Here is a 19,421-nt window from a genome sequence, read left to right on the forward strand (position 1 = left end):
CAGTTGATTGAAAGCGTCGCCCGTGGCTATTTCAGATCGGCATAGCGTGCGGCAAGGTCGCGCACGATCTGGCGAGCGTCATCGACATGCCATCCCGCCCCGGCCAGAAGATCGGCCAGACTGTCGCAGAAGATGTCAATCGCATTGCTGCGCAATTCAGTGCCGTAATGGCGGTCGGTTATTTCTGAAAGGGCCAGGGCATTCATGCCAAAGGAAAGCCCCCAACTGCCAAGGTTGAGGTTACGGGTCTGCGCGATCACATCGCCCGACACCCCCAGTTCATCGGCGGCGTCGGACAGGAAGCTTTGGAACATTTCGGTGATACGTCCGATCCCGGCGAGCTGGCTTTGATGGTGCGACGGGGTTGCGCGCTGCCAGATCGAAGGGGCCAGAGCGAGATATTCGGCCTCGAACCATTGCGGGTGATCGATAGAAAAGCGGATATCAAGCAGGCTCGCAACAATGAACTTTTCCATCGCACTGCCGTCATGGGCACGGGCATAATCGAAAAATCCAGCGCGTTTTTGCCCGGCCAGGATTGCAAGCCCAAGCAGCAAATCCTCCTTGCTGGCGAAATGGGCATAAAGTGTGCCAACCGAAATATCGCAGGCGCGCGCCAGATCCGACATCTTCAGTTCGAAAAACCCGTATTCCGCAATCAGCTCGCCCGCGCGTTCAAGGATCAGTTCCTCGCGCTGCTGACGTTTTTCAATGCGGTTTGGCCGCTGTCTCAGCGGTTGCTTTTCCGGGTTGTTCGGGGCTGACATACCCTTGCCTTTTCAATAAATGACGCAAAATCGAATTTGGTTCATTTTTTAACACCAAACAATCGCGAATTTTGCATGGGTGGCATTCATCCGAACACTCAACGGATGCACCCAAACGCAGAAAACAGGGAACCGGCTTTAACCTCATACGTTTAACACTGGATCGCTGTCCCGGTTTCGGCTTTGCCAACGGGCGGCATTTGTCGCCACGCAAAGCACACGGCAAGAACAGGACCGCAGTAAATGTTTCACCGATTTATCCGGATATGGGAATTTCTTGGTCACAGCTTGTGGTTTATTCCGCTGCTTTATGCGATTGGCGGTGCCACTGTTGCCTTGCTGGCAATTCGCCTCCCGGGCGAGGACATGATTGCCAGCCTACCGGATTTCTGGCCGCGTTTCGGAACAGTTCAAACGGTACAGGACCTGACATCGACCCTTCTTGCCACCCTTGTCACCATGACCACCTTTGCCCTGTCCGTAACCATGGTGGTTCTGACACTTGCCGCCGGATCACTGGGCCCACGCACCATTCGCAATTTCATGGGCGATCCCAAAACACAAAATGCACTGGGCAGTTTTGTCGGATCCATTCTGTTTCTGATCACGGCCCTTGTCATCATGGGGGGCCAGGGCAAGGAGGATCAGGTCCCGCAAATTGCCGCCATAACCGGGATTATCCTTTTTGTCGTAAGCCTGTTTGTGCTGATTCTGTTTGTGCATCATCTGGGCCGATCCATTGTGGCGGATCAGGTCATCCAGAAAGTCGGCGGAAATCTGGAAGAAACGATTGCATCGTCGCTGGAAACGCTTTCACAACCAATCGACCATGCAGCAGAAGCCGGATGCACCCTGCCTGATGCGGGAACAATCAACCCTGACAGAGCCATCAAAGCCGCAAAATCTGGTTATGTACAGGGCATCGACTATGAAGGTTTGCTGGAGGTTGCGACCAAGGCAGACATTCATATCGCCCTGACAGTCCATGCCGGACAGCATGTGATTGCCGAAGACATTATCGGAGAAATCAGCATAAATGCCGCCAATGCAACAGACGACATCGGCGAATACCGGAATTTCATTACCGAACAGATACTGATTGGCAATCAGCGCACCGCGATGCTTGATATCGAGTTCGCCCTGCGCCAGCTGGTCGAGGTCGCCCTGCGCGCATTGTCACCGGGCATCAATGACCCGTTTACCGCAATTGCAGTGATTTATCGTCTGGGCCGGGCCATGCCGCAGGCGATGAATTTTCATTCCCCGTTGGGCCTTTGGCGGGACGAGCAAGGACAGGAACGGATATGTGCCCATCTTTCGGATTTCGGCGAGATGCTGGACGCGGCATTTAACCAGATCCGACAATCGGCAAGCACCAAGCCCTATGTGTTGTTGCCAATGGCAGAAGTTCTTGAAAGTCTGATCGGACAGGCCAAAACAGCCAAACAGCAGGACACCCTGCGCGATCATGCGCGCCTTATCGGACGGACGGCCACGCGAAACATCGCCGAGGCGGCTGATCGCAGGGCGGTTGAACGTGCCGTCAACCGTGTCCTGCGACAGCAACAGGCCAAAGACGATTATTCAGCAGCCTGAACACGTGAATGGCGGGTCAGGTTATTTGCGATGCGCGTCACCGTGCCGCCACTGATCAGAACCAGCGAAAAGGCAATAGGCCAGGCAATGACAAATGCCCGCCCCCAGCGCAGCAGAAATTCGGGGTCGATACCAGTATTGATCAGTGTCACCAGCCCGGTCATCAGGGTCGACAGCCAAATCGACATCAGACCGGAAAATACAAAACGATAAAAACGTGCCGGAAGCATGTGAGGCTCCTTTGATTTGGTTCCCGTTTACGGTGGGCATGGAACGGACAATGCGATAATCTCATTTTCGGGAATAGTAGATATTTTCGGGATTTGAGTTTCCATATATGGAACATGCGCAACTGGACGATTTCGCCCTTTTCATTCGCATAGCCGAACTTGGCAGCCTCCGGCAGGCATCGATTGCCCTGGAGGTTCCGATGGCGACACTTAGCCGACGCCTGCAAAAGCTGGAGGAAAAGCTGGGCTGCAAACTGCTGCTACGCGGCAACGGACGGTTCGCCCTGACTGATGCCGGGCATACCTATTTCGACCAGTTACGCCCGCTGGTCACCGAAATGAACAGAACGCTTGAAAGTATCGACACACGCCATAACGAGCCTGCCGGAATTTTGAAGATCGCCTTGCCTGTCAATCTCGCCCGAAGCTGGCTCGCCCCGTTTTTCAGCACTTTTCTTCGTAATCATCCCCATATCGATCTGCGGCTGACCCTGTCCAACCGTGTATTGCCGCTTGGCGAATTCAATTTTGATGTCGCCATCCGTGTCGGCAAGCAAACCCAGCAATCTCTCGTCCTGCGCAAGCTATGTGACACCTATCTGGTTGCCTGTGCCGCCCCGGAATATCTGGCGAAATTCGGCACACCGACATCGCCCGAAGAACTGCGTTATCATGCGATGATTGTCGCAAGTCCGCTTCGAACCTGGCGGTTGACCCACCGCAAAACAGGCCGCAACGAGGTATTCAGCGTTGATGGCCGGTTTGACGTCGACGAGATCGAACTGGCGTCACTTATGATAGAAGAAGGCCACGGCATCGGCCTTGTACCACACAGCATTATCAGCAATAGCCTGCGGGCTGGACGACTTGTAGCGCTTCTGCCCGACTGGGAAACCGAACAGCGCGATATCTTTGCTGTTTGGCCCGAAACCGATTTCATGCCCAAACGCCAACGTGTTTTCATAGATGAACTGGTGGCCTTTGCCACGCAAAACCCGGCAGACCGATAACCGGAAACCATCAACGCATGACCGGCGGCGGCATGCGCCGTTCAACCGACTTCGATTTCACGATTGATGTGTTGGTTTCCGCTTTGTCGACAATGCGATCCAGCAACGTATCAAGTTCCCCCATGGAGCGGACATAGAGGCGCGCGATATAACAATCATCACCCGTGACCTTGTCACATTCCCCGAATTCAGGGATTTCTTCAATCATCTGCTGAACGATATGCAATTTGCCCGGCAGCGGGCGGATGCGCACAATCGCCTGCAGCGGATAACCAAGCGCCTCGGGATTTACATCAATGGTAAAGCCCCGAATAACCCCGCGATCTTCCAGACGCCTGACCCGCTCTGCCACACCGGGGGATGATAATCCGACACGAGCTGCCAGTTCCTTTTGTGAGATACGCGAATCATCAATCAGGATTTTCAGTATCTTCTGGTCAATTTCGTCAATCACTTTACTTTTTCCATAAATCTGCCATCTCAACTTTATATAATTAATTAAATGACCGATATTTTCAATCTCAAGCCATGGAACGAAGCCGAAAAAAGGCGCAAATTTCATCCATAAAATCAGTTTAACGGAGCATTCCGATGGATGAAAAACTGCGCGGCACGGTCGAAATGACCGCGGCCATGACGATTCTGGGCACAATTGGCTGGTTCGTCGTTATGTCGGGGCAATCCGCCCTTGATGTTGTTTTCTGGCGGTGCGTATTCGGGGCGGGTGCCCTGCTTGTCGTCTGCGCTGGCATGGGTTTTTTACGCGGACTTTTGAACCTGCGGACATTGGGCTGGGCAGCGCTTGGCGGCGTTGCTATCGTGACAAACTGGTTTCTGCTGTTCCAGTCCTATTCGATGGCCTCTATTTCGGTTTCAACAGCAGTCTACAACACGCAACCCTTCATGCTGGTGATGTTCGGCGCATTGCTGTTTGGTGAAAAGCTGACAGCAAATAAATTCGCTTGGCTTGCCATTGCATTTGGTGGATTGCTGCTGATCATATCGGGCAAGCCCGATGGCGGCTTTACCGGCACCAATTATGCCGGCGGCATCGCGATGGCTTTGATCGCGGCCTTTTTCTGGGCGGTTGCCGTCATCATTACCAAAAAACTGAAAGGCACCCCGCCGCATCTGATCGCCCTGATACAGGTTTGTGTCGGCATCTTGCTACTCGCCCCCTTTGCAAATCTTGATAACCTGCCCGACACGCCATCAAGCTGGGGCGCGCTTGTCATGGTTGGCGTGGTTCATACCGGAATCATGTATGTGCTGATGTATGGGGCGGTTCAGAAACTGCCCACCCATTTGCAAGGGTCGCTGTCCTTCATCTATCCGGTCGTTGCGATCCTGGTAGACCTGATCGCGTTCGGTTATCGCCCCGATACCGCCCAGATCATCGGGGCAGTGGCGATTGTGATTGCCGCGACCGGCATGAATCTTGGCTGGCAACTGATGAAAACCAAACCAGCCCGCCATGCCTCTGGTTAAATTCGGAAAAACACAAAACAAAAAGGGGACCTTTGGTCCCCTTTTTCTAATTGCCTATCTCAACAGGCCGGAAATCAGGCAGCAACCGTCGCCTCAATCGCTGCAAGCGCTGCATCGGCCTGATTGGCATCGGGACCACCGCCCTGTGCCATATCGGGGCGGCCACCGCCCCCCTTGCCGCCAAGCTTTTCCACACCGACACGGACCAGATCAACCGCGCTGAATTTACCAGCAAGGTCTTCGGTCAGGCCGACAACGATGGATGCCTTGCCGCCGTCGGTCGAAATCAGGGCTACAACACCCGATCCCATCTGATCGCGCAATTCATCAACCATGCCCTTGAGTTCCTTGGCGGGGATACCATCCAGAACACGCAGGGCCAGTTTGACACCATTGACTTCCTTGAACGCGACCGCACCCGATGCCCCGCCCGAACCGGCTGTTGCCAGTTTCTTACGCAGGTCGGAAACTTCGCGTTCAAGCTTGCGGCGTTCATCCTGCAAGGCTTTGACACGTGCCGGAACATCTTCGGGAACGGCTTTGAGATCGGCCGAAATGGTTTGCAGAAGCTGATCGCGGGCCGCCATATAGCTTGCGGCATCCGAACCGGTCAGGGCTTCGATACGGCGGACACCACTTGAAACCGCACCTTCGGATACGATCTTGAACATACCGATATCGCCGGTCCGTTTGACATGCGTACCACCGCAAAGTTCAAGCGAATAGGCATGTTCGTTCGCTTCGGGCAGGCCCATCGAAACAACGCGGACTTCATCACCGTATTTTTCGCCAAACAGCGCCATCGCGCCCAGTTCGATCGCCTCGTCCGGGGTCATCAGACGGGTGGTGACTTCACTGTTCTCGCGGATCAGACGGTTGACGTCGAATTCGATTATAGCGGCTTCTTCGGCGGTGATGGGTTTGGGGTGCGATACGTCGAAACGCAGACGATCCTTGGCAACCAGCGATCCTTTCTGGGTGACGTGATCACCCAGATGCTTGCGCATCACCGCATGCAGAAGGTGCGTTGCCGAATGGTTCGCGCGCAAGGACGAACGGCGGGTATGATCGACGCGGAATTCGGCCGCATCGCCAACTGAAACATCACCTTCGACAACCTTGCCAAGATGCACATGCAATGCGCCAAGTTTCTTCTGGGTATCGGTGATTTCAATCACGGCACCCTTTTCGGTTTTGATCACGCCGGCATCGCCCTGCTGACCACCGGATTCCCCAAAGAACGGGGTCTGGTTGGCAACAATGGCAACCTCATCGCCCTTGGTTGCGGTTTTGGTTTCCGCACCGTCCTTGATCAGGGCCGTAACGACGCCCTCGGCATTTTCGGTTTCATAGCCCAGGAATTCGGTCGCGCCATCACGGTCATTGATGTCAAACCAGACTTCCTCGGTCGCGGCTTCGCCGGAACCCGACCATGCGGCACGGGCCTTGGCTTTCTGTTCTTCCATTGCGGAAGTAAAGCCGCTTTCATCAATGCCGATCTTGCGCGGTTTAAGCGCATCCGCCGTCAGATCAAGCGGGAAGCCATAAGTATCATAAAGCTTGAAGGCAACATCGCCTGAAAGGGTTGCCCCCTCGGCCATGCCATCGGTCGCGTCATCAAGCATCTTGAGACCGCGATCAAGCATGGTTTTAAAGCCCTGCTCTTCAAGCTTCAGGGTTTCTTCAATCAATGCCTGCGCCCGAACCAGTTCCGGGAAGGCACCGCCCATTTTGCGCACCAGTGCCGGGACCAGTTTATACATCACCGGGTCTTGCGTGCCGATCATGTGCAGATGGCGCATGGCGCGACGCATGATACGACGCAGAACGTTACCACGGCCGGCATTGGACGGCAGAACGCCATCAGCAATCAGGAAGCTGGTCGAACGCAGATGGTCGGCAACTACGCGATGCGACACATTATGCGGGCCATCGGGATCGGTGCTGGTGGCATCGGCCGATGCCTCGATCAGCGCGCGCATCAGGTCGATGTCATAGTTATCGTGCTTGCCCTGAAGGACGGCTGCAATACGTTCAAGGCCCATGCCGGTATCAATCGACGGCTTTGGCAGATTGACGCGTTCGCCATTTGCCATCTGCTCGTACTGCATGAAAACGAGGTTCCAGATTTCGATGAACCGGTCCCCGTCCTCTTCAGGGCTACCCGGGGGGCCACCCCAGATTTTATCGCCATGGTCAAAGAAGATTTCCGAACACGGACCGCACGGACCGGTATCGCCCATCGACCAGAAGTTATCCGACGTCGGAATGCGAATGATGCGATCATCGGAAAGACCGGCGATCTTTTTCCAAAGGCCATGGGCCTCGTCATCGGTGTGATAGACGGTAACCAGCAGCTTTTCTGCCGGGAGGCCGTATTCCTTGGTGATCAGGTTCCAGGCAAACTCAATTGCGTTTTCCTTGAAATAGTCGCCAAACGAAAAGTTGCCGAGCATTTCAAAGAAGGTATGGTGACGGGCGGTATGACCGACATTTTCAAGGTCGTTATGCTTGCCACCGGCGCGCACGCATTTCTGCGAGGTGGTCGCACGCGAATAATCGCGGTGTTCCTGACCGGTAAAAACGTTCTTGAACTGCACCATCCCTGCGTTGGTGAACATCAGGGTCGGGTCATTGCGCGGCACCAGCGGGCTGGAAGACACGACCTCGTGGCCGTTCTTGCGGAAGAATTCCAGAAACGTGGTGCGGATATCGTTAACGGTCTGCATCTCTCTCCAACCCGGAAAACGCGGAACAATCGCTGCCGCAAACGTGCGGCGCGACTGCCCTATTTAGCGGCTCGGCCCTGTGCTGTCCAGTCGGGGAAAGGCTTTGCGGTGTTTAAGTGACGATTTCTGCGTCCGGCACCGCGTCGATACGTTCAGATATGCCAACCTAATCAAGAACCGGTCGCATGAAACTGCGCTCGTAACTGATGATGCTTCGGTTACGTTTTTCAAGTTCAAGTGTCGCAACACATTCTTCGTCTGCCGCCATGCGATTGCGGTAATCTTCGTATGCCGCAAGGCTTGGGAAGCTAAACAGCGCATAGGCAATGTTGCTGGCCCCTTCATGCGGCAGGAAATAGCCGTGATGCGTCCCGCCCATCCGATTAACGATGGGAATCCAGCGACGGGCATAATCCTCGAACTCGGGGATTTTGTGCATGTCGATAACGTATTTCAGATAGCAGGTGATCACGGCGAGAGCTTTCTGGCACTTAGGGGGAAGATTACTTCTCAACGCCTTCCTGAATCTGTTCACCCAGTTTTTCAACATCGCGACCAAATCCGGCAGCGGTTTCGCACGCCGCAAGCGACATGCCAAAGCCCGCAATCAGGGCCAATGCCAGAATACGTTTTACAAGAATAGCCATTGTTTGAATGCTCCTGCCTTTAACGACATGTTGATTTTGAAGGCGGCCGCGGCCTGCTTCTGACGCAAGGCATTTGGCTTCCGAAATCGGTTGCTATCTTGTCGGGGTCGCGTGCTGCTGGCAACTCTTTCCTGCATGACGGTTTAAAAGCCGCACAGAAAAACGGACGCGCCGTAGCACGCCCGTTTTCGTTTGCTCGTATTATTGTCTATATCGCAATCAGATCGGTGGGCGACGGCCACGCAGCGCGTTGACCAGAAGCGAAACCACGAACAGCACGAGGAAGACAAAGAACAGGATCTTGGCGATCCCGACAAATGTACCTGCCAAGCCGCCAAAACCAAGGACGGCGGCAACAAGCGCCAGAATGAGACAAAAGACTGCCCAACCCAACATGATGTTATCTCCTTTTCAGGCTTTGGCTGCTTGCGGGTGATGGAGTTGCTCCAAAAGTCCCGTCAGCGAACGAAAATCCGCGATGATGCCTTACTCGCTGGCTTCATCCTGAATGGCTTCACCAGCATTTTCCATATCCTGGCCAAACCCTTCGGCGGTTTCACACGCGGCAAGGCCAAAGCCCATGCCGGAAATCATTGCAACGGCGAAAAGCTTTTTCAAAAAGTCAGACATTTCGGTTTCTCCTGTTTGCTCGACGTGATTTTGTTCACACCATCCATAACGGAGCCGGAAAGACAAAGTTCCTTCGCACATTGCCAAGCCCCTGATTTGGCGCAATTAAGGCAGCCCGGATGCCTTTATTTTTGCCGGTTTTGGCCAATATTGATCATTTTGGGGCAATTGCAAATTTACTCACCGCACAACAGAAAACGGGCCCCGAAGAGCCCGTTTGATGTGTTCAGAAAAACCGGTAATCAGCAATCACGCATCATCGTCATTTGACGGTTCATCATCGCTCATGCTGGTCATTGCCTCGGCAATCAGGCCGGCACTTTCGCGGATGCTGCGCTCGATTTCGGCGGTCATTTCCTGATTTTCACGCAGGAATGTTTTGGCATTCTCGCGCCCCTGACCGATACGGGTAGAGTTATACGAGAACCATGAACCGGATTTCTCGACGATCCCGGCCTTGACACCAAGATCAAGGATTTCACCCATCTTGGAAATGCCTTCGCCATACATGATGTCGAATTCGACCTGCTTGAACGGCGGGGCCATCTTGTTCTTGACGACCTTCACACGGGTCTGGTTACCAACGACCTCATCACGGTCCTTGATCTGGCCGATACGGCGGATATCAAGACGAACCGACGCATAGAATTTAAGCGCGTTGCCACCCGTGGTGGTTTCCGGGCTGCCAAACATCACACCGATCTTCATACGAATCTGGTTGATGAAGATGACCATGCAGTTCGAACGCGAGACAGAGCTGGTCAGTTTGCGCAATGCCTGGCTCATCAAGCGGGCCTGCAAACCAACGTGGGTGTCGCCCATTTCGCCTTCAAGTTCGGCACGCGGTACAAGAGCAGCAACCGAATCGACGACCAGAACATCAATCGCACCGGAACGCACCAGCGTATCAGCGATTTCAAGCGCCTGTTCACCCGCATCAGGCTGCGAAATCAGGAGTTCGTCGGTATTCACACCGAGCTTGCGGGCATAGCCCGGATCAAGAGCATGTTCCGCATCGACAAAGGCGCAAGTCCCGCCAAGTTTCTGAGCCTCGGCAATGGTATGCAGCGCCAGTGTGGTTTTACCCGAGCTTTCCGGGCCGTAAATTTCGACGATACGGCCACGCGGCAGACCGCCAATCCCGAGCCCGATATCAAGCCCAAGCGACCCGGTCGAAATGGCTGAAATATCCACCGCACTATCGCGCTGGCCAAGCTTCATGATCGAGCCCTTGCCAAATGCGCGTTCGATCTGCCCAAGGGCGGCTTCGAGTGCCTTCTGCTTATCCATCGTATCTTTATCCACCAAATGCAGCGCGGTCTGAATCATTTTTCGAACTCTCTTATTCCACAGGGCCGGGTAGGATGCAACGCAGGCGGTTCCCCGGTCCTAAATGCGGAACGCCACCGCTAGGTGCCCCGCCGGATAACTGACATCACGCCAACCATTTTCCGGCAAACGCATTGAGAACATAATGTGAACACTTGCACAAAAAAATGGATGTTGCAAGTTTGTTCTCATTCTGGTGGGTAAGAATTCGAACCCGGATAAATAAAATTGCCGCCGGACTTGTGCCGGGATTTTTAAAACAATTCGGAGAAGCCCGGTTCAGGTCGTGATTTTCAGATGTTCGTGCCTATGTGCATGTCCATGATCGTCATCGCCATGGTGATGGGCTTCGACATGCAGTTCGCCCGGAACGGAATAAAGCTGCCCATGGCGAACCCCCGGCTGTGCCAGAACCTGATCGGCAAATCTGCGGATATCGGCAAGCTTGCCGCGCAGGGTAACGCTTTCAAGGCAGGTATCATGATCGATGTGGAAATGCACGGTCGAGACCGTCAGGTCATGATGTTCGTGCTGCGCGCTCATCAAGCGTGACGCCAGCATGCGTTCTTCATGATCATAGACATAATTCAGAACCGCTATGCCAACGCCGCCGGTGTCTTCGTCAAGCTTGGTATTCTGAAGCTTTTCCCGGATCAGGTCACGAAAACCTTCTGACCGGTTGGTGTAGCCGCGATGTTCAAGGAAGGCATCAAACGCCTCCATCAAATCGTCTTCGATTGATACGGTCACGCGGGTCATACGAATTCCCTTTCAGAATCATCAGTTTGACTCGTATGAACATTTTTGAAAAGTTCATACCGCCTTTCAACTTCCCTAATCTCCCAAAGGATAGCAGATGTTTCAATCAAAGTTCACAACCGCGCTTGCAATTGCCGCACTGGGTTGCCTGATCGGCTTTGGCGCAACGGCCCATGAATTCGTTGCCAGCAGCAAAACCACCGACGCAGATGGCAAGGACACTGCTGCCTTCACCCTCGATTCGACCCATGTTTTCGGCACCCCCGAAGAAGTCGAAGCCCCAAAGCATGTCAGTGCGCAGTTGATCACCCCCTCGGCCACCACCGAACTTGATGTCACTGAAAATGCGGATGCCCCCAATCTGACTGGCATATTCACCCTTTCCGAAGAAGAACCCGCATGGCTTGTCGGGCATCGACTGCCGGTGATCTGGTCACAAACGCCCGATGGCTGGAAAGAAGGCGGGCCGGACGCACATCCCGATGCGGTTGCGTCATCCCGATTTGAAAAATTTTCCAAAAACCTGACTGGAGGCTCCCAAAACGCGGATTTTATTTCTTCCCCTCTTGGGCACAAACTTGAAATCGTGCCGCTTTCCGATCCGCGCATGACGGCAATCGGCCAGGACGTTGCGGTTCAAATCCTGCTGGACGGGCAACCTTATTCGACCAGTGTCCTGGCAACCTATGCCGGATTTACCGACACGCCATCGTCTTATGCCTATTACACCGAAACTTTCAGCGACGAGCGTGGCAGCGGCATTGCCAAAATCCGGATTACGAAACCGGGTCTTTGGATGGTTCGGGTTGCGGCCGATGTCCCGGACTCTGATGCATCTGTGCGGGTACATAACCTGCGGGCAACCCTGACTTTCAATGTCAGCCAATAGGCCGCCACATGCTGCAATCCTTTGGACGTTTGATGATCGCGGCAATTGCCTGTGCGATCCTGCTTTATGCAGGATCGTTCCCGGCGATTGCCCACGGGGCGGGATGGCAGATTGACCAGAACCGGACCGCCACCATCTATCAGTTCGGCTATACAGATGGCAAACCAATGATATTTGCCGAAGCCATGGTGACGTCACCGGACGGGAAAACCTGGCAAAAAGGAAGAACCGATCGTGACGGACGCCTTGCCGTCGCGGTTCCGTCATTACGCCCTGAAGATGATACCGATGCGCATTGGAAAATCATGGTATCAGACGGCATGGGTCATCAGGTTGTCCTGATCCATTCACCGGAAAAAACACCGCCACCGGGAACACAATCTTCGGCCCCAACCCCCGGATTGCAGGGAAACAGCGCCTTGCTTGACCTGCCGGTCTGGGCTGCAATCCTGTTCGGTTTCAGCCTGATTGCCAATCTTGCCTTTCTGCCGAGCTGGATCACCAGGATCAAAAGGCAGAGAAAATCGCACTTAATGCAGGAATAAAAGCGCAACACCCCCAAAGGCCATGCAGGTCCCGACAATGGCCTGCAGGCCAACGGGGCGGCGAAGAACCACACCTTCATAGACAATCAGCAAAACCGGCGGCAATGCCATCAGCGTCGATGCGATCCCGACATTGGCATTCTGAACCGCCACCATCGAGAGCCAAACGCCAAGCGCCGGACCGATGAAAGCCCCCAGAAACAGCCACCGCCCGACATCTGGCGCACTGCACGCCACAATCGTGCGCCTTGCACGGCCAAGCACAATGGCAATCCCCCACATGATCACAACCGCGACAAAGGTTCTGATCCAAGTAGCCGACAGCGCGGAATAACCGCCGATCAACGCGTATTTCGCAGTAATCAGGTTTGCCACCTGTCCGATGGCGCCGCCCAACCCGAACAAAACACCGATCAGGTAATTGCGTCCCTCCAGCCCGACGGGGCGCCCCTTTTTCATCATGATGACCAAAAGGATTCCACCAATGCCCAGTGCAATGCCCGACATTTCCTGAAGGCTTAGGACTTCGTCAAACAACACCCAACCCAGAACCGCCCCCATGATCGGCACCGTCGACATCATCAGCATTGATAACCGCGCACCAAGCATGACAAAGGCCTGAAACAGCATGGCATCGCCAATCACAAGACCAAGAACCGACGACAGTGACAACCAGCCAAGCTGTTCCCACGTAACCGCATTCGGCCAGGGCTGGCCTTCCAGTATCCAATGCAGCACCGTCAGACAGGTAATTGAACACGCCAGACGCCCGCGATTGACCGTCTGTGCGCCGACCTTTCCGCCAATATTGGAGAAAATCATGCTCGACGTCGCCCAGGCCATCGCGGCAGTAAAGGCGGCTGCTTCACCGAAAAACGGGATCATGCGGGGCTCTTGCTTGGACGTTGTCATATAAGCTTTGGAACCGGATTGTGGCGCAACCGGTTTGGGAACATAAACCCGCTTTATCGGGGTTTGGCAATCTGAATTTCCAATGGCAAACAAAGCCCGATCAAAGACCCTTACCGGATTAAATGTACTTTCAACATTCCCCCCCTACGCTTCGGGTTTTCACCGTTGATCAAGGATCACGTTTTGAAACATACCGGCCTGATTTTGCTTCTTGCTGTGCTATTCACCCCGATGATTGCCAAGGCGGAAACCACAACGGTCTGCACCCTGATATCGGATGCAAAAACCGGCAGGACCATCGTCGAAGAAGGCCAATGCGCAACCCGCGCGACGGCGGCCTCGACCTTCAAGATCGCCATCAGTCTGATGGGATTTGATAGTGGCATCCTTAAGGATGCCCATCATCCCGTATGGTCGTTCAAGGAAGGCTATCCAGACTGGCGCGCCGCATGGCGCGGGGATACGGATCCGCAATACTGGATCGAACAATCCGTCGTCTGGTATTCGCAACAGATCAATATCAGACTGGGAGAGGCAAGGTTTCGCAACTATGTCACATCCTTTGATTACGGAAATGCCGATGTATCCGGGGATGCCGGAAAACAGAACGGCCTGACGCGATCATGGCTAAGCTCTTCCTTGCAAATCTCGCCTGCCGAACAGGTTGAATTCATTTCAAAAATGATCCGGGGCGAACTGCCCGTCAGCAAACAGGCCCGGGAAATTGCAATGGGACTGTTTGACATCGGTGTTCAGGCAAATGGCTGGCATGTATTTGGCAAAACCGGCGCAGGCCTGTCGCAAAATGCCGATGGCAGCCCGATAAACGGGCAACCCTGGGGCTGGTTCGTTGGCTGGGCAACACGCGGCAGCCAGACCATCGCCTTTGCCAGATTGACCCATGACAGCACGCGCCCGGCAAAATCGCCCGGCTTTGGTGCGCGCGATACGTTTTTGGCCGAATATTTTGCAACAGATGGTGCCTTTTGAGGGGGTAAATCCTTCTGTATCTTGCCAATTGCGGATCGCGGCCTATGTTGGACCGATTGGCATAAAACAGGAAAGACTGCATGAGCCGGAAAAATGAGACCACCGCGGAAAGCAAACCGTTCAAGGGCATTCGCCGTCATCTGCATGATGGCGAGGTGGTCATCATGGATCTGCCGATTTCACCGGTTTCGATCCTTGTCCCCGGTATCATCAAGATCATCTGGATTGCTGTTCTGATTTACGCATCCTATCACTGGCGAGCAATTTACGATTTCCTGATGCCGCAGGCACGCGCCCTTCTGACCGGTCCTGAAGCCTTTGCTGCACTTGACCGGGTCTGGGAAGAATATGAATTCGTTTTTTCGATTGCCCTGTTTGGGGTGATCATCGCGCTGATTTCGATTGTCTGGAAACTTTTGAAGCGTGCCCTTGGCGTTTCAACGCGCGCTGCACGCGACAGTATTCTCTTGCCGCTTACGGCCATTCGCGATCTGTTTTTCTTTGAACGTGTCATCACCAATAACCGCATCGTCACGCGAAGCGGCGTGTTGCGCAAGGATCAGGATGATCGCGGATTTGAGTCGATCAAAAGCACTCAGATCAGCAAAAGCGTAATCGGCAATATCTTTGATTATGGCGATCTGCATGTTACCGACCGGCTGGGGCACAGCTTTACACTGCGTCAGGTCACGGCACCGGAAACCGTTGCCAAGGAACTTTCCGATTTCTTTGGGCGCGTTCGCCCCGATAACCGTCAGGGAGAGCCGATCGACATCACGCATCGCGCCCGCGAAGAAGCGATAGAACACTCAGAAAACAAGCCGCTGGCACACCCGGAAGGCGAAGTGTTTTAACTTTACACAATCATGGAACATGACAGCACCCGACGCGTCTTAAAGTTCAGGTAAAGCCGCCCCGATGCAAATGCGGCCAGATCCGGACAAAAGATGTTTCGATGCTGCCTGCAATTGCCAGCCTGCCGCTTTGGTCCATAGTCGGACTGTTTTCAATTTGCGCCCTGATTATCGGTTTTGCCGGAACGCGGCTGGCAAATGTTGCCGTCAAGCTGGCCGAGCGGACCGGTATGGGGCAAATCATTGCCGGGGCCGTTTTTGTCGGCATGTCGACCAGTCTGCCCGGAAGTGTGCTTTCGGTAACAACAGCATGGCAAGGCCATACCGATCTTGCCATCGGCAATGCACTGGGCGGCATTGCTGCCCAGACGACCTTTCTGGCAATCGCCGATTTCCTGTATCGCAAAGGTAATCTGGAACATGCCGCCGCCAGTGCCACAGGGCTGGCGCAGGCGACCCTGTTGGTCAGTATGCTTGCTCTCCCGCTTTTGGCCCATGCAGGCCCAGACTGGATGATATTGCATATCCACCCGGTATCGATCCTGTTGTTCATTCTGTATGGTTTCGGGCTGTCACTGCTTGCCGAAATCCGTCATCAACCAATGTGGCGGCCGCGCAAGACCGACCTTACCGACGAAGACGCCAAGGAAGATGATACAGATTACCATCCCGAAAGCACATTTCGCCTATGGGCAGAATTTCTTGTCTTTGCCGCGATAACAGCAATCGCCGGGTACACTATTGGTGAAAGCGGACTGGCTATCGTCAAGAAAACCGGTATCAGCGAAACCGCCGTGGGTACTTTCCTGACTGCGATAGCTACATCACTTCCCGAACTTGTTTCGGCAATTGCGGCTGTCCGTATGGGGGCGGTTAATCTGGCAGTTGGAGATATTATCGGCGGCAATGCGTTTGATGTTCTGTTTCTGGCGGCGTCTGACTTCGCCTATCGCGATGGATCGATTTACGCCGCCTTCAACCAGCAACATCTGTTTACCATTGCCCTTGTCATCCTGATGACCGGCATCCTTCTGTTGGGCATGCTTAACCGCGAACGCAGGGGGCTTGCCAATATCGGCTGGGAAAGCGTTTCGATCCTGTGTCTTTATGGCATGTCGATATTTTATCTTTCGGGATAGGCCAACAAGATAACGCCAGCAAGTCACTTTGCCTTTTGGCGCCACTCCATGATCTTTTGTAAAAACAGTGTCGTGCCTTTATCAAAGACCGGAAGCAAATCGGCATGGTCCGCAACCAGCCAGCTGTAAACCGAAAGGCTCGTAACAGTCACAGCGTGAAATCCGTCGGGAACGCCACCGGTGACCGACAACGAGTAGTTATCAAGCAGAATGGCATCCAATCGCCCGTATCGGAGCATCTTCTGCATCATTTCGGGGCCACGCGGAACATGCACGATATTTGGATAATCGGCCAAAAGTACGTTAGACCAGTTTGCCCCTAGCCAGACACCAACGATTTCATCTGTCAGATCGTCTATTCCGGATACCTTTCCAGACCGCACCACCAGCATTCCGTCAACCAGTCCGACGCGGGCATTTCCCCGTGTGATCTGGCGGTCAACCCGTTGCTGGAATCCCTCAATCTCGGCAAAAACACCATCGATTTCGCCGTGGGACAAAGCCTGAGCAACCCTTGCAAGAGGCATACGTACCGGTTCGACACATAGCCCAGCCTGCTGCATGGCTTCGCGATATGGTTCGATCCCATCCCCGGTCATCCGGACTTCCGGCATGGCAATAATCAGGCACTTTTCAGCAGCGAGGGCGAATGTCGAAAGGCTTAGGATCGAAACCAGAACCAAAACGATCAGGCCGGATGGTCCTGTCCTGAACTTTTCGCAAAACGTCATCGCCACTTTCCCAAAGCAATCCAGAACGCCAACGGCGTCCAAATCAAACAGACCGGGCGCCCAACAATAAGGACCCGGCCTGTTATCATGATACTTACTTCAAATTCAGAGCATGAGGGAATTCAAGATCTCGAAAACAAGCACAAATCGCATTGGTTTCATCGTGCGGCGATCAGATGTTCGACCAACGGCGTGTCTTCCCCCTGATGCAGTTTGTTGACCTTTTCCTGAAGGACACGATCCGTGCCGGTTACCCGTTTGTGATGGCGCAGATGTTCGATCCATGAACCTTCCGACCAGACTTCGGTAAACAGATCAGCCTGTTTGCTATCCTGATACAGGTTCCAATGATAGGCACCATGACGCTGGCGCGCCTTGCGCATGGCTTTCATCAGGTCACTAAAAGTCTCACGGTCCGCATCAGCAATGCGGTAGGAAATGCGGATCATGACAGGGCCGCGATCATGTTCGACATCCTCGCCGATTATTGGTTCGGGCCAATGCATCGACGGCGCAAGATCAAGGTCCGCCCCCTGATTAAGGGCAAACCGCATGGTGGCAAACATCAGGACAATCGCCCCGGCCGCCGCACACAACAACGCCGTTTCAATCGAAAACCGATCGGCAACCCAACCCCATAGGATACTGCCACCCGACATCGCACCGAAAAACAGGGTCAGAAAGACAGACAAACCACGTGCCCGAACCCAATCAGGCAATGCCGTCTGTGCGGAAACATTGAAGGATGACAGAACCGCAATCCACGATGCCCCGGCAATAAAGGACGCAATCACGGCAACAGCCGGTTGCTGGATCAAGGCAAAGGCAACAAGAACCGACGCCGTGCCAATCGTTCCGGCCATGACGGTTTTATCCGCCCCCAGACGCGCCTTGATCCGGGGCAAAACAACAGCCCCGATAACCGCCCCAGCACCGACACTGGCAAGCAGGATGCCATAAAGCTGCGGACCACCTGCTAACACTTCACGCGCAATTAGAGGCAGCATCGCCCAATAGGCACTGGCAAAAACAAAGAACGCCACCGCGCGCACCAGTGTCGCAATGACCGGCGGGCTGTTAAATACATAACGAAGGCCCGTGCGCATGGCCCCAAAGACCTTTTCGCGCGGCATGATCTGATCTGCCTTTGCCGGTTTCCAGAAGAAGAGAACAACCAGAATGCCAACAAAACTGATCGCGTTAAGCGCAAAAGGCGCGACCAGCCCGACAGACACAATCAGGAATCCGGCCAATGCCGGTCCGATTGCACGGCTGACATTGATCCCCATCGAATTCAGTGCGATAGCCGGTGCCAGACGGGATTTATCAACCAGCGACGGGACAATTGCCTGCCAGGCCGGTGCCATAAGTGCCGCGCAGGTTCCCATCATGAAGGTAAAGGCAATCAGGATCGACGGCGTTACCAGTTGCAGATAAACGAGTGCTGATAAAGCCGCAGCCAACCCCGCCATTACAAGATTGACTGCTAGCAGTAATTTGCGACGATCCATCAGATCGGCCACAGCTCCGGCAAAGATCGCGAACAGGAACACCGGTAAAGTGGTTGCAGCCTGCACCAGCGCGACGACAAGCGGCGAAGGTGAAAGTTCCGTCATCAACCACCCCGCACCAACGTCATGCATCCATGTGCCAATATTTGAAACAACGGTTGCGATCCAGAGGAAGGCAAAAGCACGATGGCGGAAAGGCGACCACGGGCCCGCTTTGGTTCCGGTGGTGTTTTCTGATTTCTGAGTCTTCATCTTAACCTTCCCCTATTGCACGGTCAGAATGTGATCGGTAATCACAAACCCCGCCGTCATCGCCACCACCAAAAGTGCACCGACAATTTTCGGAGGAGCTGGCAAAGGTAAATCAAGCCAGCGACATCCGCCACCAATCGCAAGTCCCAGCCCAATACCGGTCAGAAGTTGCCACATGGTCCTATTCTCCTGTTTTGGGCACATGTCCGATCGGACCAGCGCAATTTTTACGATTGTTACAGCGACGATGCGGAAACCAGCGATCTACCGCCAGATAGCCGATCGTCATGGCAAGTACCAGAAGCGCGCCTGTCATGGCAGGCGGGGCTGGAACCGGGATATCGATCACCCGGCAACCGATGCCAATCAGGATCGCCAGCAAAAGTCCAAATACGATTTTCATGATTTTCAAT

23 protein-coding genes are annotated in these 19,421 nt (G+C 54.1%); 8 read left to right on the forward strand and 15 right to left on the reverse strand.

Translation table 11 applies throughout. The features are described from left to right. Positions 1-26 precede the first annotated feature (26 nt). Positions 27-767, reverse strand: coding sequence for a TetR/AcrR family transcriptional regulator (locus TH5_RS10120; RefSeq protein ID WP_114121768.1), 741 nt, complete (start codon positions 765-767; stop codon positions 27-29). A 243-nt stretch (positions 768-1,010) separates the two neighbouring features. On the opposite strand from TH5_RS10120, the gene TH5_RS10125 reads away from it, so the two are divergent. Continuing rightward, positions 1,011-2,363, forward strand: coding sequence for a DUF2254 domain-containing protein (locus tag TH5_RS10125; protein ID WP_114121769.1), 1,353 nt, complete (start codon positions 1,011-1,013; stop codon positions 2,361-2,363). Here TH5_RS10125 and TH5_RS10130 read toward each other — a convergent pair. Further along, complete coding sequence (locus TH5_RS10130; RefSeq protein WP_062952845.1) at positions 2,348-2,593, reverse strand: DUF2798 domain-containing protein; 246 nt, start codon at positions 2,591-2,593, stop codon at positions 2,348-2,350. The genes TH5_RS10125 and TH5_RS10130 overlap by 16 nt on opposite strands. 107 nt (positions 2,594-2,700) lie before the next feature. On the opposite strand from TH5_RS10130, the gene TH5_RS10135 reads away from it, so the two are divergent. Further along, the gene (locus TH5_RS10135; RefSeq protein ID WP_114121770.1) at positions 2,701-3,603 is read left to right on the forward strand and encodes a LysR family transcriptional regulator; all 903 of its coding nucleotides are present in this window, start codon (positions 2,701-2,703) and stop codon (positions 3,601-3,603) included. A gap of 10 nt (positions 3,604-3,613) precedes the next feature. On the opposite strand, the gene TH5_RS10140 is transcribed toward TH5_RS10135, so the two are convergent. Continuing rightward, complete coding sequence (locus tag TH5_RS10140; RefSeq protein WP_114121835.1) at positions 3,614-4,057, reverse strand: Lrp/AsnC family transcriptional regulator; 444 nt, start codon at positions 4,055-4,057, stop codon at positions 3,614-3,616. 137 nt (positions 4,058-4,194) lie between these two features. Between TH5_RS10140 and TH5_RS10145 the strand changes: the two genes are divergently transcribed. Beyond that, positions 4,195-5,091: a DMT family transporter gene (locus tag TH5_RS10145; protein ID WP_114121771.1), complete on the forward strand. Its 897-nt coding sequence runs from the start codon at positions 4,195-4,197 to the stop codon at positions 5,089-5,091. Between the two features lie 74 nt (positions 5,092-5,165). Here TH5_RS10145 and alaS read toward each other — a convergent pair whose 3' ends face one another. From alaS to nikR, 7 genes are all read right to left on the reverse strand, one after another. Then, positions 5,166-7,820: an alanine--tRNA ligase gene (alaS, locus tag TH5_RS10150; protein ID WP_114121772.1), complete on the reverse strand. Its 2,655-nt coding sequence runs from the start codon at positions 7,818-7,820 to the stop codon at positions 5,166-5,168. A gap of 166 nt (positions 7,821-7,986) precedes the next feature. Then, positions 7,987-8,292, reverse strand: coding sequence for an NIPSNAP family protein (locus TH5_RS10155; RefSeq protein ID WP_114121773.1), 306 nt, complete (start codon positions 8,290-8,292; stop codon positions 7,987-7,989). 31 nt (positions 8,293-8,323) lie between these two features. Next, positions 8,324-8,467, reverse strand: coding sequence for a hypothetical protein (locus TH5_RS10160; RefSeq protein ID WP_007090559.1), 144 nt, complete (start codon positions 8,465-8,467; stop codon positions 8,324-8,326). 219 nt (positions 8,468-8,686) lie between these two features. Next, positions 8,687-8,863, reverse strand: coding sequence for a DUF1328 domain-containing protein (locus TH5_RS10165; RefSeq protein ID WP_082824831.1), 177 nt, complete (start codon positions 8,861-8,863; stop codon positions 8,687-8,689). A gap of 90 nt (positions 8,864-8,953) precedes the next feature. Then, a complete protein-coding gene (locus tag TH5_RS10170) occupies positions 8,954-9,097 on the reverse strand; it encodes an entericidin A/B family lipoprotein (RefSeq protein ID WP_114121774.1) in 144 nt (47 codons plus the stop codon). 249 nt (positions 9,098-9,346) lie between these two features. Continuing rightward, entirely contained in the window at positions 9,347-10,426 is a 1,080-nt protein-coding gene (gene recA, locus TH5_RS10175) for a recombinase RecA (RefSeq protein WP_085641964.1), read from the reverse strand. Positions 10,427-10,705: 279 nt separating this feature from the next. Further along, complete coding sequence (gene nikR, locus TH5_RS10180) at positions 10,706-11,185, reverse strand: nickel-responsive transcriptional regulator NikR (RefSeq protein WP_062952854.1); 480 nt, start codon at positions 11,183-11,185, stop codon at positions 10,706-10,708. Between the two features lie 97 nt (positions 11,186-11,282). Between nikR and TH5_RS10185 the strand changes: the two genes are divergently transcribed. Both TH5_RS10185 and TH5_RS10190 read left to right on the forward strand, forming a co-directional pair. Further along, a complete protein-coding gene (locus TH5_RS10185; RefSeq protein ID WP_114121775.1) occupies positions 11,283-12,074 on the forward strand; it encodes a DUF4198 domain-containing protein in 792 nt (263 codons plus the stop codon). A gap of 8 nt (positions 12,075-12,082) precedes the next feature. Continuing rightward, positions 12,083-12,619: a hypothetical protein gene (locus tag TH5_RS10190; protein ID WP_114121776.1), complete on the forward strand. Its 537-nt coding sequence runs from the start codon at positions 12,083-12,085 to the stop codon at positions 12,617-12,619. On the opposite strand, the gene TH5_RS10195 is transcribed toward TH5_RS10190, so the two are convergent. Further along, positions 12,605-13,504, reverse strand: coding sequence for a DMT family transporter (locus tag TH5_RS10195; RefSeq protein WP_114095652.1), 900 nt, complete (start codon positions 13,502-13,504; stop codon positions 12,605-12,607). The two genes, TH5_RS10190 and TH5_RS10195, sit on opposite strands and share 15 nt — an antisense overlap. Before the next feature lie 210 nt (positions 13,505-13,714). On the opposite strand from TH5_RS10195, the gene blaOXA reads away from it, so the two are divergent. From blaOXA to TH5_RS10210, 3 genes are all read left to right on the forward strand, one after another. Then, positions 13,715-14,521 carry a class D beta-lactamase gene (gene blaOXA / locus TH5_RS10200; RefSeq protein ID WP_147250090.1) on the forward strand — a complete coding sequence of 269 codons (807 nt, stop codon included), beginning with the start codon at positions 13,715-13,717 and terminating at the stop codon, positions 14,519-14,521. A gap of 80 nt (positions 14,522-14,601) precedes the next feature. Next, the gene (locus TH5_RS10205) at positions 14,602-15,375 is read left to right on the forward strand and encodes a PH domain-containing protein (protein ID WP_114121778.1); all 774 of its coding nucleotides are present in this window, start codon (positions 14,602-14,604) and stop codon (positions 15,373-15,375) included. Between the two features lie 101 nt (positions 15,376-15,476). Further along, positions 15,477-16,514: a sodium:calcium antiporter gene (locus tag TH5_RS10210; protein WP_114121779.1), complete on the forward strand. Its 1,038-nt coding sequence runs from the start codon at positions 15,477-15,479 to the stop codon at positions 16,512-16,514. A 23-nt stretch (positions 16,515-16,537) separates the two neighbouring features. On the opposite strand, the gene TH5_RS10215 is transcribed toward TH5_RS10210, so the two are convergent. From TH5_RS10215 to TH5_RS10230, 4 genes are all read right to left on the reverse strand, one after another. Continuing rightward, entirely contained in the window at positions 16,538-17,245 is a 708-nt protein-coding gene (locus TH5_RS10215) for a substrate-binding periplasmic protein (RefSeq protein WP_147250091.1), read from the reverse strand. Between the two features lie 158 nt (positions 17,246-17,403). Next, the gene (locus TH5_RS10220) at positions 17,404-19,008 is read right to left on the reverse strand and encodes an MFS transporter (RefSeq protein WP_114121781.1); all 1,605 of its coding nucleotides are present in this window, start codon (positions 19,006-19,008) and stop codon (positions 17,404-17,406) included. Positions 19,009-19,020: 12 nt separating this feature from the next. Continuing rightward, a complete protein-coding gene (locus TH5_RS10225) occupies positions 19,021-19,185 on the reverse strand; it encodes a DUF1427 family protein (protein ID WP_062952861.1) in 165 nt (54 codons plus the stop codon). 4 nt (positions 19,186-19,189) lie between these two features. After that, positions 19,190-19,411, reverse strand: a complete 222-nt coding sequence (locus tag TH5_RS10230; RefSeq protein WP_208638437.1) for a DUF1427 family protein — start codon at positions 19,409-19,411, stop codon at positions 19,190-19,192. Between the last annotated feature and the right edge of the window lie 10 nt (positions 19,412-19,421).

This window comes from Thalassospira xianhensis MCCC 1A02616, assembly GCF_003326475.1.
Taxonomy (GTDB): domain Bacteria; phylum Pseudomonadota; class Alphaproteobacteria; order Rhodospirillales; family Thalassospiraceae; genus Thalassospira; species Thalassospira xianhensis.

What these genes read in the sequence shown, in the direction of transcription:
- TH5_RS10170 (WP_114121774.1), bottom strand. Translation starts at nt 9,097, where the DNA reads ATGTCTGACTTTTTGAAAAAGCTTTTCGCCGTTGCAATGATTTCCGGC.
- TH5_RS10135 (WP_114121770.1), top strand. Translation starts at nt 2,701, where the DNA reads ATGGAACATGCGCAACTGGACGATTTCGCCCTTTTCATTCGCATAGCC.
- TH5_RS10195 (WP_114095652.1), bottom strand. Translation starts at nt 13,504, where the DNA reads ATGATCCCGTTTTTCGGTGAAGCAGCCGCCTTTACTGCCGCGATGGCC.
- TH5_RS10220 (WP_114121781.1), bottom strand. Translation starts at nt 19,008, where the DNA reads ATGAAGACTCAGAAATCAGAAAACACCACCGGAACCAAAGCGGGCCCG.
- alaS (WP_114121772.1), bottom strand. Translation starts at nt 7,820, where the DNA reads ATGCAGACCGTTAACGATATCCGCACCACGTTTCTGGAATTCTTCCGC.
- TH5_RS10145 (WP_114121771.1), top strand. Translation starts at nt 4,195, where the DNA reads ATGGATGAAAAACTGCGCGGCACGGTCGAAATGACCGCGGCCATGACG.
- TH5_RS10230 (WP_208638437.1), bottom strand. Translation starts at nt 19,411, where the DNA reads ATGAAAATCGTATTTGGACTTTTGCTGGCGATCCTGATTGGCATCGGT.
- TH5_RS10160 (WP_007090559.1), bottom strand. Translation starts at nt 8,467, where the DNA reads ATGGCTATTCTTGTAAAACGTATTCTGGCATTGGCCCTGATTGCGGGC.
- TH5_RS10210 (WP_114121779.1), top strand. Translation starts at nt 15,477, where the DNA reads ATGCTGCCTGCAATTGCCAGCCTGCCGCTTTGGTCCATAGTCGGACTG.
- nikR (WP_062952854.1), bottom strand. Translation starts at nt 11,185, where the DNA reads ATGACCCGCGTGACCGTATCAATCGAAGACGATTTGATGGAGGCGTTT.
- TH5_RS10130 (WP_062952845.1), bottom strand. Translation starts at nt 2,593, where the DNA reads ATGCTTCCGGCACGTTTTTATCGTTTTGTATTTTCCGGTCTGATGTCG.
- TH5_RS10165 (WP_082824831.1), bottom strand. Translation starts at nt 8,863, where the DNA reads ATGTTGGGTTGGGCAGTCTTTTGTCTCATTCTGGCGCTTGTTGCCGCC.
- TH5_RS10190 (WP_114121776.1), top strand. Translation starts at nt 12,083, where the DNA reads ATGCTGCAATCCTTTGGACGTTTGATGATCGCGGCAATTGCCTGTGCG.
- TH5_RS10225 (WP_062952861.1), bottom strand. Translation starts at nt 19,185, where the DNA reads ATGTGGCAACTTCTGACCGGTATTGGGCTGGGACTTGCGATTGGTGGC.
- TH5_RS10205 (WP_114121778.1), top strand. Translation starts at nt 14,602, where the DNA reads ATGAGCCGGAAAAATGAGACCACCGCGGAAAGCAAACCGTTCAAGGGC.
- TH5_RS10185 (WP_114121775.1), top strand. Translation starts at nt 11,283, where the DNA reads ATGTTTCAATCAAAGTTCACAACCGCGCTTGCAATTGCCGCACTGGGT.
- TH5_RS10125 (WP_114121769.1), top strand. Translation starts at nt 1,011, where the DNA reads ATGTTTCACCGATTTATCCGGATATGGGAATTTCTTGGTCACAGCTTG.
- TH5_RS10215 (WP_147250091.1), bottom strand. Translation starts at nt 17,245, where the DNA reads ATGACGTTTTGCGAAAAGTTCAGGACAGGACCATCCGGCCTGATCGTT.
- TH5_RS10120 (WP_114121768.1), bottom strand. Translation starts at nt 767, where the DNA reads ATGTCAGCCCCGAACAACCCGGAAAAGCAACCGCTGAGACAGCGGCCA.
- recA (WP_085641964.1), bottom strand. Translation starts at nt 10,426, where the DNA reads ATGATTCAGACCGCGCTGCATTTGGTGGATAAAGATACGATGGATAAG.